13 protein-coding genes are annotated in these 15,001 nt (G+C 59.1%); 7 read left to right on the top strand and 6 right to left on the bottom strand.

All coding sequences use genetic code 11. The annotated features are described in order from the left end of the window. Positions 1–289: 289 nt before the first annotated feature. The 3 genes from AO692_RS09905 to AO692_RS09900 all read right to left on the bottom strand — a co-directional run bounded on the left by AO692_RS09905 (position 290) and on the right by AO692_RS09900 (position 1,373). Complete coding sequence (locus AO692_RS09905) at positions 290–604, bottom strand: GNAT family N-acetyltransferase (RefSeq protein ID WP_161808056.1); 315 nt, start codon at positions 602–604, stop codon at positions 290–292. Positions 605–666: 62 nt separating this feature from the next. Next, complete coding sequence (locus tag AO692_RS32740) at positions 667–852, bottom strand: alpha/beta hydrolase (protein ID WP_152979778.1); 186 nt, start codon at positions 850–852, stop codon at positions 667–669. A gap of 143 nt (positions 853–995) precedes the next feature. Beyond that, complete coding sequence (locus AO692_RS09900) at positions 996–1,373, bottom strand: tautomerase family protein (protein WP_054309901.1); 378 nt, start codon at positions 1,371–1,373, stop codon at positions 996–998. Positions 1,374–1,467: 94 nt separating this feature from the next. Here AO692_RS09900 and AO692_RS09895 point away from each other — a divergent pair, with 94 nt between their 5' ends. After that, on the top strand, positions 1,468–2,328 hold the full coding sequence (locus AO692_RS09895; protein ID WP_054309900.1) for a LysR substrate-binding domain-containing protein: 861 nt from the start codon (positions 1,468–1,470) through the stop codon (positions 2,326–2,328). Between the two features lie 178 nt (positions 2,329–2,506). Here the strand turns inward: AO692_RS09895 and AO692_RS09890 are convergent, their stop codons facing one another. Beyond that, a complete protein-coding gene (locus AO692_RS09890; RefSeq protein ID WP_054309899.1) occupies positions 2,507–3,208 on the bottom strand; it encodes a GntR family transcriptional regulator in 702 nt (233 codons plus the stop codon). A gap of 197 nt (positions 3,209–3,405) precedes the next feature. On the opposite strand from AO692_RS09890, the gene AO692_RS09885 reads away from it, so the two are divergent. From AO692_RS09885 to ggt, 5 genes are all read left to right on the top strand, one after another. Further along, on the top strand, positions 3,406–4,449 hold the full coding sequence (locus AO692_RS09885) for an ABC transporter substrate-binding protein (protein WP_054309898.1): 1,044 nt from the start codon (positions 3,406–3,408) through the stop codon (positions 4,447–4,449). 76 nt (positions 4,450–4,525) lie between these two features. Then, complete coding sequence (locus AO692_RS09880; RefSeq protein WP_054310022.1) at positions 4,526–5,608, top strand: ABC transporter ATP-binding protein; 1,083 nt, start codon at positions 4,526–4,528, stop codon at positions 5,606–5,608. After that, positions 5,605–6,528 carry an ABC transporter permease gene (locus AO692_RS09875; RefSeq protein ID WP_054309897.1) on the top strand — a complete coding sequence of 308 codons (924 nt, stop codon included), beginning with the start codon at positions 5,605–5,607 and terminating at the stop codon, positions 6,526–6,528. Before AO692_RS09880 ends, AO692_RS09875 begins: the two co-directional genes overlap by 4 nt. Then, a complete protein-coding gene (locus tag AO692_RS09870; protein WP_054309896.1) occupies positions 6,525–7,352 on the top strand; it encodes an ABC transporter permease in 828 nt (275 codons plus the stop codon). Before AO692_RS09875 ends, AO692_RS09870 begins: the two co-directional genes overlap by 4 nt. After that, entirely contained in the window at positions 7,345–8,931 is a 1,587-nt protein-coding gene (ggt, locus tag AO692_RS09865; protein WP_054309895.1) for a gamma-glutamyltransferase, read from the top strand. Before AO692_RS09870 ends, ggt begins: the two co-directional genes overlap by 8 nt. A 1,031-nt stretch (positions 8,932–9,962) precedes the next feature. On the opposite strand, the gene AO692_RS09855 is transcribed toward ggt, so the two are convergent. Together AO692_RS09855 and AO692_RS09850 are read right to left on the bottom strand one after the other, a co-directional pair. Then, positions 9,963–11,039, bottom strand: a complete 1,077-nt coding sequence (locus AO692_RS09855; RefSeq protein ID WP_054309893.1) for a siderophore-interacting protein — start codon at positions 11,037–11,039, stop codon at positions 9,963–9,965. A gap of 11 nt (positions 11,040–11,050) precedes the next feature. Then, positions 11,051–13,006 (bottom strand): TonB-dependent hemoglobin/transferrin/lactoferrin family receptor, encoded by a 1,956-nt coding sequence (locus AO692_RS09850; RefSeq protein ID WP_244483305.1) that lies wholly within the window; start codon positions 13,004–13,006, stop codon positions 11,051–11,053. Positions 13,007–13,353: 347 nt separating this feature from the next. On the opposite strand from AO692_RS09850, the gene AO692_RS09845 reads away from it, so the two are divergent. Further along, on the top strand, positions 13,354–14,316 hold the full coding sequence (locus tag AO692_RS09845) for an ABC transporter substrate-binding protein (RefSeq protein ID WP_082407285.1): 963 nt from the start codon (positions 13,354–13,356) through the stop codon (positions 14,314–14,316). The last annotated feature ends 685 nt before the right edge of the window (positions 14,317–15,001 follow it).

Genomic DNA, 15,001 nt, shown 5'->3' with positions numbered 1-15,001 from the left:
GTCGTCTTGCGGCTTCCAGGCTGTAAGGAGACAGCCGTCCGCGCAGGCAGAAGTCGCAAGACGTAATTGTGCTGCACGAGCCTTCTGCCGATATCCTCTAGTTCCATAATCTATCTTATGCGACTTTCGCTACCACCTCTGCGCGTTGAGGCGCTGCCTGCTCTCAGCCGCCATATCATCGTGTATGGCTTCGCTGAGTGCCGCTGACGTTTTTTCAACTCGGTCGCCCTCGACCAGGCCGACGTGGCGGCTTGTCGCCAAAAATCACGCCGAGGCTCGAAGCAGGAAATTAGGGCGTTAGCTGCTTCGTCATGTCGACGGTATTCAAGGGTATAGTCTCGTGCGGATAAACTCGGACCTCCACCCAACCACGCGAGGCATAGAACTTCCGAGATTTCACATTGGGTTCAAGGCACCGCAAACGACCAATAGTGAAGCCGCGTGCGGTAATTTCTCTTTCGAGGTCAGCCAAAAGATTCCCGCCCGCTCCGCGACCTTGCGCGGATGGATGAACCCATAGATCACTTACCGCGTCTGCCTGAGAAAGCTCGACACCGATGATGCGCTGTGCATCGCAAGCCACCCAAGCGCTCGTGGCTTCCATCGAAGCCTCCACGCACTGTTTGATGGCGGATAAGTCTGCCGAAAGAGCCCTGCGTGTAATGATCATGCTGATCCCTGAAGCTCATCGATCAATGAACGCAGGATGCCGTTCAACGCGACTGGCTTCTCCAAGGGCACATAGTGTCCACATTCCGGGATGATGATCAGGCGGCCATCCCGTGTCGCCCGCACCTGCTTCTCCATAATGACGGGACCGGGTTTCACCGAGGCCATACAACGTGGGAGCATGAGTTCGTCCCGGTAAGATATCCCGCTGTTCTACCCACATCGATCCGTCGAACGGCAGCGCGTGCAAAAGCACAAGTTCCAAATTGGGTTCCCTCGCGTCGACGATGAATCCGCTCCAATACCCTACCCCGCCTGAGACAACTTCAGGCAAATTGCGCCAGGCCGTGGCCGACGGACCAATTCTCCTTGGGGGAGTCAAAGATGTTCACGAACACGTCCTCCGGCCGAATGCCGGGGTTTTCGCCGAGCAGTTCCGCGATTCGCCCGAACAGTGCCTTTTTTTGTTCCACGGTGCGTGAGTTGAACACAGTGATTTGGATGTACACCACATCGGTGCTCCGGGCGACGCCGTAGGCATTACCGTGTCGGAAGTTCGCAGCGTCGTGCTCGCTGATTGTCATGAACTGATCGTCTTCGGGCACGTTAAGCGTCTCGCGCATCGCGCGGTACAGGTTGTCGAAGATCGCCTGACGGTAGGTCTCCGGCTTTCCGGCGCGCAGTGAAATGTGAACGAGCGGCATCGCGGATCCTTTCTATCGATCAAGACTTGACGTTACGGGCCTCTCGGTCATTTTCATATTCGATGAAAGCTAATTTCAGCGATTATGATTCAAAATGGTTGAACCTCCCCTCGATTTGGATGCCGTCCGGGCCTTTGTCCGCATAGCAGAGCTTGAAAGCTTCACGCGTGCGGCTGAAGCCATGCGGACGACGCAGGGTGCAGTCAGCTTGAAGCTGAAGCGGCTCGAAGAGCGGCTCGGCCGCCGACTCGTCGAACGGACGCCCCGGTCCGTGCAGCTTTCGGCGCAAGGCGCGGCCTTCCTCGAACACGCCCGCGAACTCCTGGAGAAACACGATCGTACCCTCGCCGTATTTGGCAGATCATCCCGGCAGCGCCTCACCATCGGCATCAGCGACCATGTTGCGGGGCCGGATCTCCCGGCGCTGATCGCCCGCATGAACGCGCAGGACCCGCAGTTGTTGATCGAAATCCGGATCGGTTCATCGGGCGACCTGCTTCAAAGCTTCGACCGGCGGGAACTCGACACGGTGATCGTCCGCCTGCACAACGGACGAAGCGACGGGGAAATCATTGCCGAAGAAAAATTCGGCTGGTTCGCAGCGCCAGGCTGGCAGCATCGTGCGGACGAGCCCCTGCCCCTCGCCACGATGGCGGAGCCCTGCGGCGTGCGTTCGATGGCTGAGCAACTTCTCAATGCGGCAGGCGTGCCCTGGACCGAAGTATTCGTCGGCGGCGGCGTGACGGCGGTCGCTGCCGCTGTCATGGCTGGACTCGGCGTTGCCGCATTGTCTCCGCGCATGGTGCCATTTGGTGCCGTTGATGTAGGTCCCAAACTCGGACTTCCCGAATTGCCACGCTTACCAATCCTGTTTCACTCAAGAGCCAGGGATGGTCGACCGCGCGATGCGCTTGCCGCACTATCGGCAGCCTTTAGGAACGCGGTGCGGGGCTAAAGGATCAGGCCCTGCGGCTTTCCAGCGGAATCCAGCGGCTCCTCCCACGACCGGCCCCTGCCCTGAATTCAGCCCGGTTACCAAGAATCTCCCGAAGACATAAGTTTGCCGACAGCCAATTCGCCATTCAGAAGTCGGGATTATTTGCGAGCTGACGCTGCTTGATAAGGCAATCCGGTCACGAAGCCTTTGTCAGAAAGGTCTGATAGTCGGACCTGGCCTGCAACAAGCGCAAGATGCCATCGCGCGAACCACGCACATGTGAACGCGCCAGCTTGCCAGCCAGCTCCACCTCACCGTTGCAAATCGCTTCAACGATTTTGGTATGCTCCTGGCGGGTTATTTTCCATTCGTCCAGCCAGAGCAACTCCGCCCATACATAGTGCTGGCACTTGTCCAGTATTCCACAAAGCATCCCGTGCAACATGGCATTGCCGCCTATCTGGGCAATAACCCGATGAAGGTCGATGCCGACCTGCAGTTCCTGAAACTGGTCATTGACGGTACGGTTGGGGATGGCCGCCAGCCTTTCGCATTCCGCGAGTATTTCGCGCAGACGAATCTTGTCTTCTTCTGTCGCGGCAACAGCAGCCAATTCCGCCGAATAGCCATCGAGCACCTCGCGGATATCGAATGCCTCGCGGAACATGTTCAGATCGAACTCGGTGACGACATAGCCTTGGCGTGGCCTTCCGGTAATCAAGCCATCACGCTCCAGGCGATTGAAAGCTTCCCGGATCGGTGTGCGACTGACGTTCAACTTTGCAGCGATATCGTTTTCCGTCACGCGCGCGCCCGGTGGTATCTGGGCGGTCACGATCATTTTCTTCAGAGAATTGTAGACCGCGTCGCGAAGGGTGTTTTTCGTTTGCTTGACCAAAGATCGCTTCCAGTTCTCGGCTCTTTACCCGGTTAATCTAAATCCACCTCAATCCCCATTCCAGGAGTTCCCCAAGGAACCATTGAACCGAGGAACCACGGAAACTCGATGGGTCTTGACAGCATGCATCACCAGTTTACATTCAAAATTGTATACAAAAAAGAATCCAGAATAAAGTGGGAACAACTGGAGGCACAATGAAACGGAAAGGCAATGTTCGACGGGCCGCCGTGGTCGGCATGGTGGCGTTTTCAATTGCAGGGCCAGCCACCGCCGCAGACACGATTACGGTCGCCTCATGGGGCGGCACTTACCAGGAGGCACAGACAAAGGCCTTCTTCAAGCCGACAGCCGAAGCGCTTGGCATTACCATCAAGGAAGACACGACCAACGGCCTGGACGACGTACGCCTTCAGGTTACTGGCAACGCAGTCAAATGGGACATTACCGAGCTTGGTGCCGACGAATGCGCTCGCGGTTCCAAGGAGGGCTTGTTCGAGAAGCTCGACTACAGTGTCATCGACAAGAGCGGTATCAATCCAAAGCTCGTCCATGACGACTGGGTCGGCATCTCCTACACCTCCGTCGTTCTGGTCTACCGGACGGATGTTTTCGGAGATAAGGGGCCGAAAACCTGGGCTGATTTCTGGGATGTCGAGAAATTCCCGGGGCGTCGCGCCCTTTCCGGCAGCCAACCCACAGAAACGCTAAGTGTCGCGGCGCTGGCCAAGGGAATTCCGATCGACAAGGTCTATCCGGTCGATATCGAAGGCGCGCTCCAGTCAGTCGATAAGATCCGCAACCACGTCGATGCCTGGTGGACTTCCGGTGCGCAGGCCATGCAGCTCGTCAAGGACGGCGAAGTCGATATGGCCAGCATCTGGAATGGCCGCGCTGGCACCCTGAGGAAGGAGGGTGCGCCGATCAGCTTCTCCTTCGACCAGGGCGTTCTTACCGCCGACTGCATGGTCATCCCGAAAGGTTCGAAAAACAAGGATATCGCGATGAAGGCGCTGGCCAAATTCGTCAGTCCCGACCTTCAGGCCAGCCTGCCACTTTATGTCGATAATGGACCAGCCAACGAGAAAGCCTTCGAGACCGGCAAGATACCGCAGGAGCGTATCAAGGATATCAACTCCTCGCCCGAAAACATCGGGAAGCAGGTTCTGCAGGACCCGCAATTCTGGCGCGACAATCTGGTCGAGGCGACCGAGAAATTCAACAACCTGATCCAGCAATAGCTGCTGCCGGAGTGGCGCGCGCAGCCACTCCGCTCCGCTTCGCCGGCACAACGATCTGGAGTTGAAGGAGATGCTCTTGTCTCTCGCACCGTCCGCGCTTCCCATCGGCATACACCATATCGAGAAGCGCTTTGGTGCTTTGTCCATCCTCAGCGATCTCAACCTAGACGTCGCAGCGGGCGAATTCCTCACGCTGCTTGGCCCCTCCGGCTCTGGCAAGACGACGCTGTTGATGATCCTGGCAGGCTTCGTGCGAGCCAATGCCGGCAGCATCAAGGTGGGCGGTGAAGAGATCATCACCATGGCGCCCCACAAGCGCAACATTGGCATGGTGTTCCAGAACTACGCGCTGTTCCCGCACATGAACGTATTCCACAACGTCGCGTTTCCGCTGAAACAGCGGCGCGTCTCCGCGGCCGACACCAAGCAACGCGTGGACCACGCGCTCGAACTCGTGCGCTTGCAGGGACTGGGCGAGCGACGTGTCGACCAGCTCTCCGGGGGCCAACGCCAGCGTGTGGCCCTTGCCCGCGCCATCGTCTTCGAGCCTCGGATTGTTTTGATGGATGAACCGTTGTCGGCCCTCGACAAGGGGTTGCGCGAGCACATGCAGATTGAATTGCGGAATCTTCACCGCCGGCTTGGCATGACGACCGTCTACGTCACCCATGACCAGCGCGAGGCAATCACCATGTCGGACCGTATCGCGGTCATGAATGCCGGACGGATCGAGCAGATCGACCAGCCCGAGACCATCTATGCCAAGCCGAAAACGAAGTTCGTCGCAGGCTTCATCGGCGAATCCAATTTTATTCCCGTTGAATGCCGCAACGGCGCTATCTGGCATGAAAATCAAAGACTGCGCCTTAGTGGTCCCGCACCGTCAGCAGGTCGACATTTGATGGTGGTGCGGCCGGAAAAGCTGCGGCTGCTCGCCAATGCGGAACAGGCGGGGGACCTCAATGTGCTGAGGGCCACGGTAGGCGACATCATTTATCAGGGCGACAGCTTCATCTGCTACGCGGCACTCAAGGACGGCCGGCAGATAACTTTGCGCGAATATTGCCGTTCCGACGTGTTGGCGAATTTGCCAGCGCCCGGCGAGCCGATCGCTCTCGGCATCGACGCATCGGACATCGTATTGGTGGCAGATCAATGAGCGCCGTGTCAGCAGGCCATGAGCACGCGGGACGGATAGACGGCACGTTGAATGCTGCGGCGCTACGCGCCGACACGCGGCGTCAGGCGCTGGGTTTTCTGGCGTTGTTGTCGCCGGGCCTGTTCCTGGTCTTCGCCGTCATCATCGTACCGGTTGGCTGGTTGTTCTGGCTTTCGCTCTTCGATGAGACCGGTACGCTGAGCGCTGCCAATTATGCGCGCTTCTTCGAACAGGCATCCTATATCAAGACGTTCATGACCACGTTCAAAGTTGCCTTCGTTGTCACCACGGCCTGTGTGCTGCTCGGTTATCCGCTTGCCTACCTGTTGTCGCAACTGCCCCGACGTGCCGCCTCGATCTGCCTCGTATTCGTCATCTTGCCGTTCTGGACTTCAGTGCTCGTCCGCACCTATGCGTGGCTGGTAATCCTTCAGCGCAAGGGTCTGGTCAACAGCTGGCTGATCGACCACGGCTTGATCAGCCAGCCGCTGCAACTGGCCAACAACTTCACCGGTGTCGTCATCGGCATGATCCACATCATGCTGCCGTTCCTGGTTCTGCCGCTCTATGCCTCGATGAAATCCATCGATATCGACTGCTTGCGCGCAGGTATGAATCTGGGCGCCAGCCCGGCTGCCACTTTCCGGCAGGTATTCTTGCCGCTGTCGCTGCCGGGCCTCGCTTCCGGTGTCGTCATCGTCTTCGTACTGTGCCTCGGCTTCTTCGTCACCCCGGCACTGATGGGCGGCGGCAAGGTCATCATGTGGGCAATGCGCATGGAGCAGGCCGCCAGCCTCTATTCCAACTGGGGCGCCGGCGCGGCACTTGGTGTCGTGCTGCTTGCCGTCACCTTGTCGCTGCTCGGTCTCTTCCGCTGGCTGCTCGGCGCGCGCGCCGCAGGCGTCTGGAGTTCACGATGAACGCGGAGAACAACCTTCCAATCTCGCACTGGCAACGCCTCTGGCTCTACCTGCTCGGCGGACTTGTCATGCTGTTCCTGATCGCTCCGTCGGTGATAATCGTCATCATGTCGTTCTCAGGTTCGACGCTGCTGCAGTTCCCGCCTCAGCAATGGTCGCTGCGCTGGTATCAAAGTTACTTCGGATCGGTGGAATGGCGTGATGCCACCATTGTTTCGGTCAAGGCGGCGACAATGACGGCGATCGTGGCAACGCCGCTCGGCACGGCCGCCGCCTACGCCATCAACGCGGGTACGCTGAGGCTGACAGGCGCAATCAATGCGCTGCTCACGGCGTCGCTGATCATTCCGGTCATCCTCATCGGCATCGGCACCTTCTTCCTTTATGCCCGCATCGGCCTCAACAACACATTGACCGGTCTTGTCATCGCTCACACCGTGCAGGCCCTGCCGCTGGTCGTCCTGACCGTGCTTTCTGGCTTGAGGTCCTACGACATGAACCAGGAGATGGTGGCGCGCAGCCTCGGAGCTGGGCGTTTCGCGGCCTTCTTCCAGGTGACCATGCCGCAACTGCGCTTCTCGATTGTGTCGGGTGCACTGTTTGCCTTCATCACCTCCTTCGACGAAGTGGTCGTCTCGTTCTTCATCTCCGGCGGCGAGACCACGACGCTGACGCGGCGCATGTTCAATGCATTGCGCGATCAGATCGACCCCACGATTGCCGCCATTTCGACATGCCTGATCGTGCTGTCGATCATCTTGTTGTCCGCAGCCCAACTACTTGGCCGCAGACGCCGAACGCAGGACTCTGAACAACATGCGTGATTTCCAGTTCCCAGGCCGCTCCCCTGCCCGCGCCACGGAAGCGATGGCCGCGACCTCGCATCCGCTTTCGACACTTGCCGCGCTCGACATGCTGCGCTCGGGCGGCAACGCCATGGATGCAGCCGTTTGCGCTGCGGCAGTGCAAGCGGTGGTAGAACCGCAATCCACGGGTATCGGTGGTGATTGCTTTGTTCTCTATTGCCCCAAGGGCGAAGACAAGGTCCTCGCTTTCAACGGTTCTGGCCGGGCCCCCCAGGCGGCGACGGTCGACTGGTATCTTGACCATGGTTTCAGCGAATTGCCGAAGGAAGGACCACACGCTGTCACGGTCCCGGGTGCGATCGATGCCTGGTGCCGGCTTTTGAAAGACCACGGCCGCAAAGGTATCGCTGACGCGTTGGCACCTGCCATTCATTACGCGGAAAATGGTTATGTCGTGCACGATCGCGTTGCCGCCGACTGGGAGAAGCCGGAAATCGACCTTTCCACCGACGAGGTTGCGGCGCGCATCTTCCTGCCCGGTGGCAAGCCACCCAAGGCAGGCGATGTGCACTATCAGCCGGAACTGGCTCAGACTTTGCGCCTCATCGCAAGGCACGGTCGCTCCGGTTTCTACGAGGGCCAAGTCGCCGAGGACTTGATCGAGCGGCTTCGTCACCTCGGCGGCCTCCATACACTCGACGATTTCGCGGCAACGAGGGGCGACTACGAGGCCGCGGTCTCCACTTCATACAGAGACTATGATGTGCACCAGATGCCGCCCAACAATCAGGGTCTGACCGCACTCCTGATGCTGAACGTGCTCTCCGGCTTCGACCTGGGCGCTCTCGATCCCAACGGTGCGGAGCGGTTGCATTTGGAAATCGAGGCCGGGCGATTGGCCTACCGCGATCGCGACAACCTGTTTGCCGATCAGGAGCATGTCGCGGTGCCTGTAAAGGAATTGCTCTCTGGTTCCCATGCCGACCGGTTGCGTGCCGCGATCGATCGCGAACACGCCATGACCGATCTGCCGCGCATCGATCTGCCGGGGAGCGATACGGTTTACATCTCCGTGGTCGACCGCGATCGGAACGCGGTCAGTTTCATTAACTCGACCTATTACTCTTTCGGCAGCGGTGTCGTCGGCCCGAAAACGGGCATAGTGCTGCAAAATCGCGGCACCAGTTTCCGCCTCGATCCAAGTCATCCAAATTGCATCGCGCCCCGCAAGCGGCCGATGCATACGATCATGCCGGGCATGATGACAAAGGATGGCCACGCGGTGATGCCATTTGGTGTCATGGGTGGCGGCTACCAGCCCTTCGGTCACGTCCATCTCCTGACCAACATGGTCGATTTCAACATGGATCCTCAGGAAGCGCTCGATGCCGCTCGTGTATTTTACAACCACGATGCCGTCGAAGCCGAGCGAGGCGTTCAGCCCCACGCAATCGAGGGCCTGCGTCGACGCGGCCACAGGCTGGTAGAGGCCGACCATCCGCTTGGTGGCGGACAAACCGTGCTGATCGATTGGAAGAAAGGCACGCTGACAGGAGCATCCGATCCACGCAAGGATGGACTGGCGCTCGGATACTGAGCCCCCGGTGAAGCCTCTGAGCGCGTGTCCAACGGACGCTTCGCGTCCTTTCATCCGGCTATCAATCCCGCCTGCCCGCGGCACCAATAAGCAGCGGCAATGGTTTGATCCCGGCCGCGGCCCATTTCATCTGGCCATGTACCGCGGACAAGTTTGGCGGCTTCCGCCTCCGCGGCAAAACCAGCCGAAGGCAGTTCCTTCCTTCGGCCACTGCGCCGACAGAACATGTTCGGCCAAGCGCTCATCAGTTCCCGGCGCCTTGCCGTCCCGCTCCAGCCAGCACAGTTCGATCTGCGTGACGTTTTTATTGGTTGTCGAATATGCCGTAGATGAGCAGAAACAGCCCCGCGACGATCAGGCTGGCAAAAGCCGCCAAAATCGCATCAGGTTTACAAGAGCGTTCATGCTTTTGGCATATATACGTTTATCGGTTTCAGCCAACTTGCCGCCGCGAAAACAGGTCGGCCGCTGGAAACCAGCAAAGGTGCCAGGTTATTCCAATTGAAACTTCGAGAATTTCCGTGCCGGAAGATTCTGATCAGATGGCCCGCCTATTCGCTTTGCGGCTTTTTGGCCTTCACGGACTTCGCCGGTGCGGAAGAGCAATCCGCCTGGGCAGACCTGGTCTCAGGCACCACGAATGTTTCCGGCATAGGATCTGTCCGATACACGGTCGGATACAGCAGTGTCGGGTACGATCACTTTCAATCGGAGATTACGGTGGAATGGCACGACAACGGCTATCGAACACAAACGATCTACGACGGCATTTATGACAAACCGCCAGCCAAGGTCTGGGGCAGTCTTGGTCGTCTATGCGTTTCGGTGGACGCTTGCGCGCGATATCAGGACGCCTGCACATCGCATGTGATGACTTATCGATATGACGTCGCAACGAAGTCCTTCGACGAGATCCAAGACGGAAATCGGACATGTCGGCGGTGACAGCTGCTCCCGCGAATTGCCTAGACAGCAGCCTGTTCCCCTCACTATTCCTCGACCGGGGCCTTACCCTGACGCGGGCGCCCTCATTACCCAGCCATCAAGCCCGCCTGACCACGACGCCAGTAGGCGGCGGCGATGGTCTGATCCCGCCCGAGCCCCATCTGACCTCGCCAGGTCTCGCGGACCAGCTTGGCAGCCTCTGCCTCCGCCGCGAACCAGCCGAAGGCAGTGCCCTCCTTCGGCCATTCAGCCGATAGGACCTGTTCTGCTAAGCGTCCATCCGTTCCCGGCGCCTTGCCGCCGCGTTCCAGCCAATGCAGCTCGATCTGTGTCGCGTTGTTTATCTGTTGTCTCTCGGCGTTGTCAGCGATTTCGATGAAGGCGACCCCTCTGGTGTGACACGGCAAGGTCTCAAGCAGGCGGCCAATTGCCGGCAATCCCGTTTCATCAGCGCCCAGAACGTACCAATCGGCCGGCCGCACGGGTCTCCCGACAGGCCCCATGATGCCGACCCTGTGCCCTGCCCTCGCCTGCAGGGCCCAGGCGGAGCCAACGCTTTCTCCTTCGTGGATGAGGAAATCCACATCCATATGGCCGGCATCGGGATCGAGCGCACGGATGGTGTAGACCCGCGCCACCGGTCGCCTGTCATCCGCGGGCCAGACCGGCAATCCATTGGCTCCAAGGCTTGGCCACGCAGGGTCAGGGACGGCTCTGGTTGGAAACAGGATGCGAATATGCATGCCCTGGAATTTGCCGAAGCGGCCGAGGTCCTCGCCAGCCAGACGGATTCGCCGCATGTGCGGCGTCAGATCACACACGTCGGTAACCGTCATCTCGCGGAATTGTGCAAGTCGTGTGTCCTGGGCAAGATCCCCGGTCCAGACGATTTCCGGCCCGTCCTGCTTGGCGTAAATTTCAACGGCGGTAGCGAGGATATCCTTGGTCCGCGCGAGTCCGTCACGATCGCCAGCGCTGGCGCGCAGGACCAGCAAGTCGGGAACCATCTCCAACGTCGCTTCGCCAAAGGAGAACCGGAAATCCATCCGGCCCGAGTGCCCGGAAACGGCGGCATCGAAACTCTGCAACCTGTCGGTGATCAGATGCAGATAGCTCGCAAGGTTCGGCAGCCGCAATTGTGCTTGGCAGTTCAAGATGCTCATCCCCGCCCTCCTCAGCCGCCGATACGGCCCGTCAAGGCAATCTTGAACGTCCTGCCCTTCCCTTGCTCAGTCGCCGCCGTGGTCGACCATGAGCTTTGCGGATCGGTGTAGGACGTGTTGAAGACATTATCGATACCGAAATCCAGCCGGGCATGATCGTTGATCTGCCAGTTGGCGAAAACATTCACGAGGTTGAAGCCGGGGTCGACGACGGACGGGTCCTTCGGCCGTGACCTGTTCGTGCGTGTGATCTTGCCGATGCTGAGATATTGCGCTCCGAAGGTCAGCCTGTCCTCGAGCGCGCGAAAGCCTATCGTTGCCGCGAACCGGTCGAGTGGCGTGTTGTTCAAGGTTTGCCCGGCATAGATGCCATCGACAATCTTGGCGTCGATCAGCGCGCCGGAGATATTTATGAAACCTGCGCCGTAGTCGTAGATCATTTCTGCCTCGACGCCTTTGAGGCGGGCATCACCGATATTGATGGCCGTTCTTGGCGTCGTGGTCAGATCGACGTCGATGTAATCCTCGACGTCAGTGTGGAACAGATTGACCTTGCCGCGAACGAGATCCCCGGCAGTCAGCACGTCGTTGTATTTGAGATTGACGCCGGCTTCCCAACTCCTTGCCGTTTCCGGCTGCAGCAGCAGATTTGGAACGTAGCTGTCGCCGGAGCCATGCGCGCCACCGCCGCGGTAGACATCCTGCAATCCAGGCGCCCTGTAGCCTTCGGAATAGGTTCCATAGACCTGAAACCCTTCAACCGGAGTGATCCCTACGGTCACGCGCGGCGACCAGCGGTCACCCGAGATGGACGCATCGACCGGCGGCTTGGTTCTGGTCTGTCCGTCGAGTGTATAGCCGTCGTAGCGTAGCGCCGTGATGACCTGCAGCCAGTTGCTGTAGTCACCTTGCCATTGCAGGAAGCCGCCATAGCCCTGCTGCTTGCCTGCACCGAAATGGGCGGCATCTGAATCGCCGGTCAGATGATAATAATCCGCACCGTATGTGACGGTATGCGCGAGCCCTGCCCCTTCGAAGCGCGAAGAATTCTTCAGATTGAACCCGGTCGTTGCGACCTCGTAGTAGCGAGATTGGCCGATCGCCGATTTCGGCCAGACCTGCGCCTGATCCGCCTTCGTTCGGTTGTGGTAGAGATTGGCGCTGAAGTCGATCAGATTGTTGTCTTCAGGCCGGAACGTATAGGCAGCGGTATAAGTCTGGTTCACCGTATCGGCATCGTAGCGGCTCAGCGTCGGTGACGTGGATCCGCTCGAACCGGTGATGAAATCGTTGTAGTTCTGCAGGATCAGGCCGAGCTTGAGTTCGTGCCCATCCGCAGGGCGCAACGTGGTTTTCAGATAGCCGCTTGTCACCGTCTCGCCGGTCCAGGGCACCTCGTCACCATTGCCATCCTTGTAGGTGTCGCGGTTACGGTAAACCAGGTTGCCGATGACATCCGCATCTTCGCTGAACCGGTAGGCTCCGGTCGTGCTGGTCGTGAAGCCGTTGCCGTTGCTTTCGTAGCCGAGCTTTTCGCTGAGCGCCCACCGCTCCTCCGCGACGAGGAAATCGCTCGCATCCTTCGTCTCGAAGGAAACCACGCCGCCGATGCCTCCCGAACCGTAGGCGTTGGAACTTGGCCCGCGAATGACGGTCGCTTCCTTGATGAGCTCCGGCTCCACATAAAACGAGCCTGAGCCGTGGCCCACGCGCCAGTAATCCTGCCGGGCGCCGTCCAGCGTCACCACGACCCGGCCATACTGCTCCAACCCGCGAATATTGATCGCCGTCGCCGGATCGTCTCCGTTCATCGAGGCGGCAACACCTGGCGTGGCACGGAAAATATCCGCCGCGGTATCAGGCTGGATACGTTCCAGCTCCCTGCTGTCGACGGTGCTGATTGCAGCCAACGCATCGACGACGGCGCCCTTCACCATTGTGGCGGTGATGGTGATCCGGTCCAACATGGTCGGTTGCTGTGTTTCTACGGAACCCGGTCTTTTGACCTTGGTTGAATCGGCAGTCGATACAGCGCCCTGGGCGTTAGCCGGCAAAGCCATCATGCTGCAGCATACGATCGGAACCGCCGTGCTTGTCAGCCATGTCTTCTTGCTTGTCAGTCTCATTCGGATCGAGCCCCCGCGCTCATGAAATGCATAGCTGGCGGTACCCGACGGGCGCGGCTGGCAAAGTTGAATGCGCTACCGATTGGCAACGGCAGCGGTTAGATATTTAAACTTGATGACAATAGTCAACTTTATTCGTATAGGCCTCGAACAGAAAATGAAATCCTCCTGAATTGGGAACGAGCGCCATGGCCACAGGCCAAAACCGAACGCGGAACAGTCTGGCTGAAAGTCTCGTCGGCAGGCTGATACGGCGTTGCGTGACTGTCGCGCTGTTCTTGTCGGCAGCAGCGATCTTTGTCTGTTCAAGCGCGGCGGCGGTCGAAATTCTCGATGCCCGAGGGCGCCTGGTGGAAACCGGTTCGGCAAAGCGGATTGTGGCGCTTGGGTCGGACATCACCGAGATCGTCTTTGGGCTTGGTGCCGGCGAACGCATCGTTGCCGTCGACCGAGGCAGCAAATATCCGCACGATGCGGCGAACAAGCCCAATGTTGGCTACAGGCGCAAACTCTCCGTCGAAGGTTTGGCTGCCCTCGATCCGGATTTGATCATTGCAGCGGAAGACATCGGCCCTGCGGAAGCAATCGATGTGCTGTCATCTCTCAAGACCCCGATCGTCTATGTTCCGGAAGACAATTCGCGTGACGGAATCCGGCGCAAGATCGACCTCGTGGCTGCAGCACTCGATCTCAAGCAGGCGGGAACGGACTTATCCCGCCAGGTGACGGAAGCGTTTGATACCGCTGCAAAACTCACGGCCGACATCCCAACGGACAGACGCAAGAAAGTGGTGTTCTTTCACGGCCTTGTGCGCCTGACGGCGGCGGGATCGGGTACTGCCGCCGATGCCATCATCCGCTACGCCGGAGGGATCAATCCGATGGCGGAGGTGGTCGGCTACAAAGCCGCATCGGAAGAAAAATTGATCCAGTTGGCCCCCGACGTCGTCTTGATGATGAGCGATGGCAAGGGCGGCCCAACGGCGAGCGAGGTGTTTTCCATACCGGCATTGGCAGCCACACCTGCAGCGAAAGACAAGACACTCGTTGTGCTCGACGGAGCCTATATGATCGGCTTTGGTCCGCGCACGGCCGATGCAATACGCGATTTGGCAAAAGCCTTGTATCCAGACGTCGCCAGCCGGAACTGAGCGATGATGATTGGTTGGATATGCTAGGTTTTGCGCTCGCACTTGTGGACACTGAGCCGGGCAATTCTTCGGTCGCCACTGCGATCCTGCATTTTTTCGGAACATCAAATCGTGGCTGGAATTGCTCCTTGGAAGCAACCGAGGAGATGTCACCATGGCAGACCCGAAAAAGCCGGCCCCCGACGTGCCAAATCCGCCGCCTGAGCCCCAACCCAGACCAGACGAAGACCCTCAACCCAGGCCGTTGCCACAGGAAATCCCTGCGCCGGACCCGAATGAGGTTAAGGAGATCCCGCCCCATGCGCGAGGGCAATCGCGGCCATTCCCTGAACCGACGCGTCCGATCCCGCCTGTGCCGGACCCCGGACCGCCCACGCCACCAGGCCCCCTGCCCGACCCGGCACCCGGCCCGATGCCGACACGCTGAACTGAGACCGTTGGCGGGACCACCCCCTTGCTCGCGGCCGCCCGTCGCCAAGATTCCTGAAACCTGGGTATGCATCAGTGCGTTGAACCAAACCCATAGATGTGGGCTTGGAGGCTGAAATGGATAGGCAGCCGAATAGACCTGTGCACGTGATGTTTGAGGACAGAGTTGAAGAAATCGCTACCGTTGACCGGGCACTCAATTTCCTTCGGCGCTGGCCAGAGGACAGGCGTGGCCATGTTTACCAGTGCACCTGGA

The organism is Mesorhizobium sp. 1M-11 (assembly GCF_001303895.1).
Taxonomy (GTDB): domain Bacteria; phylum Pseudomonadota; class Alphaproteobacteria; order Rhizobiales; family Rhizobiaceae; genus Mesorhizobium.
This window is presented reverse-complemented; position numbering and strand designations above follow the sequence as displayed.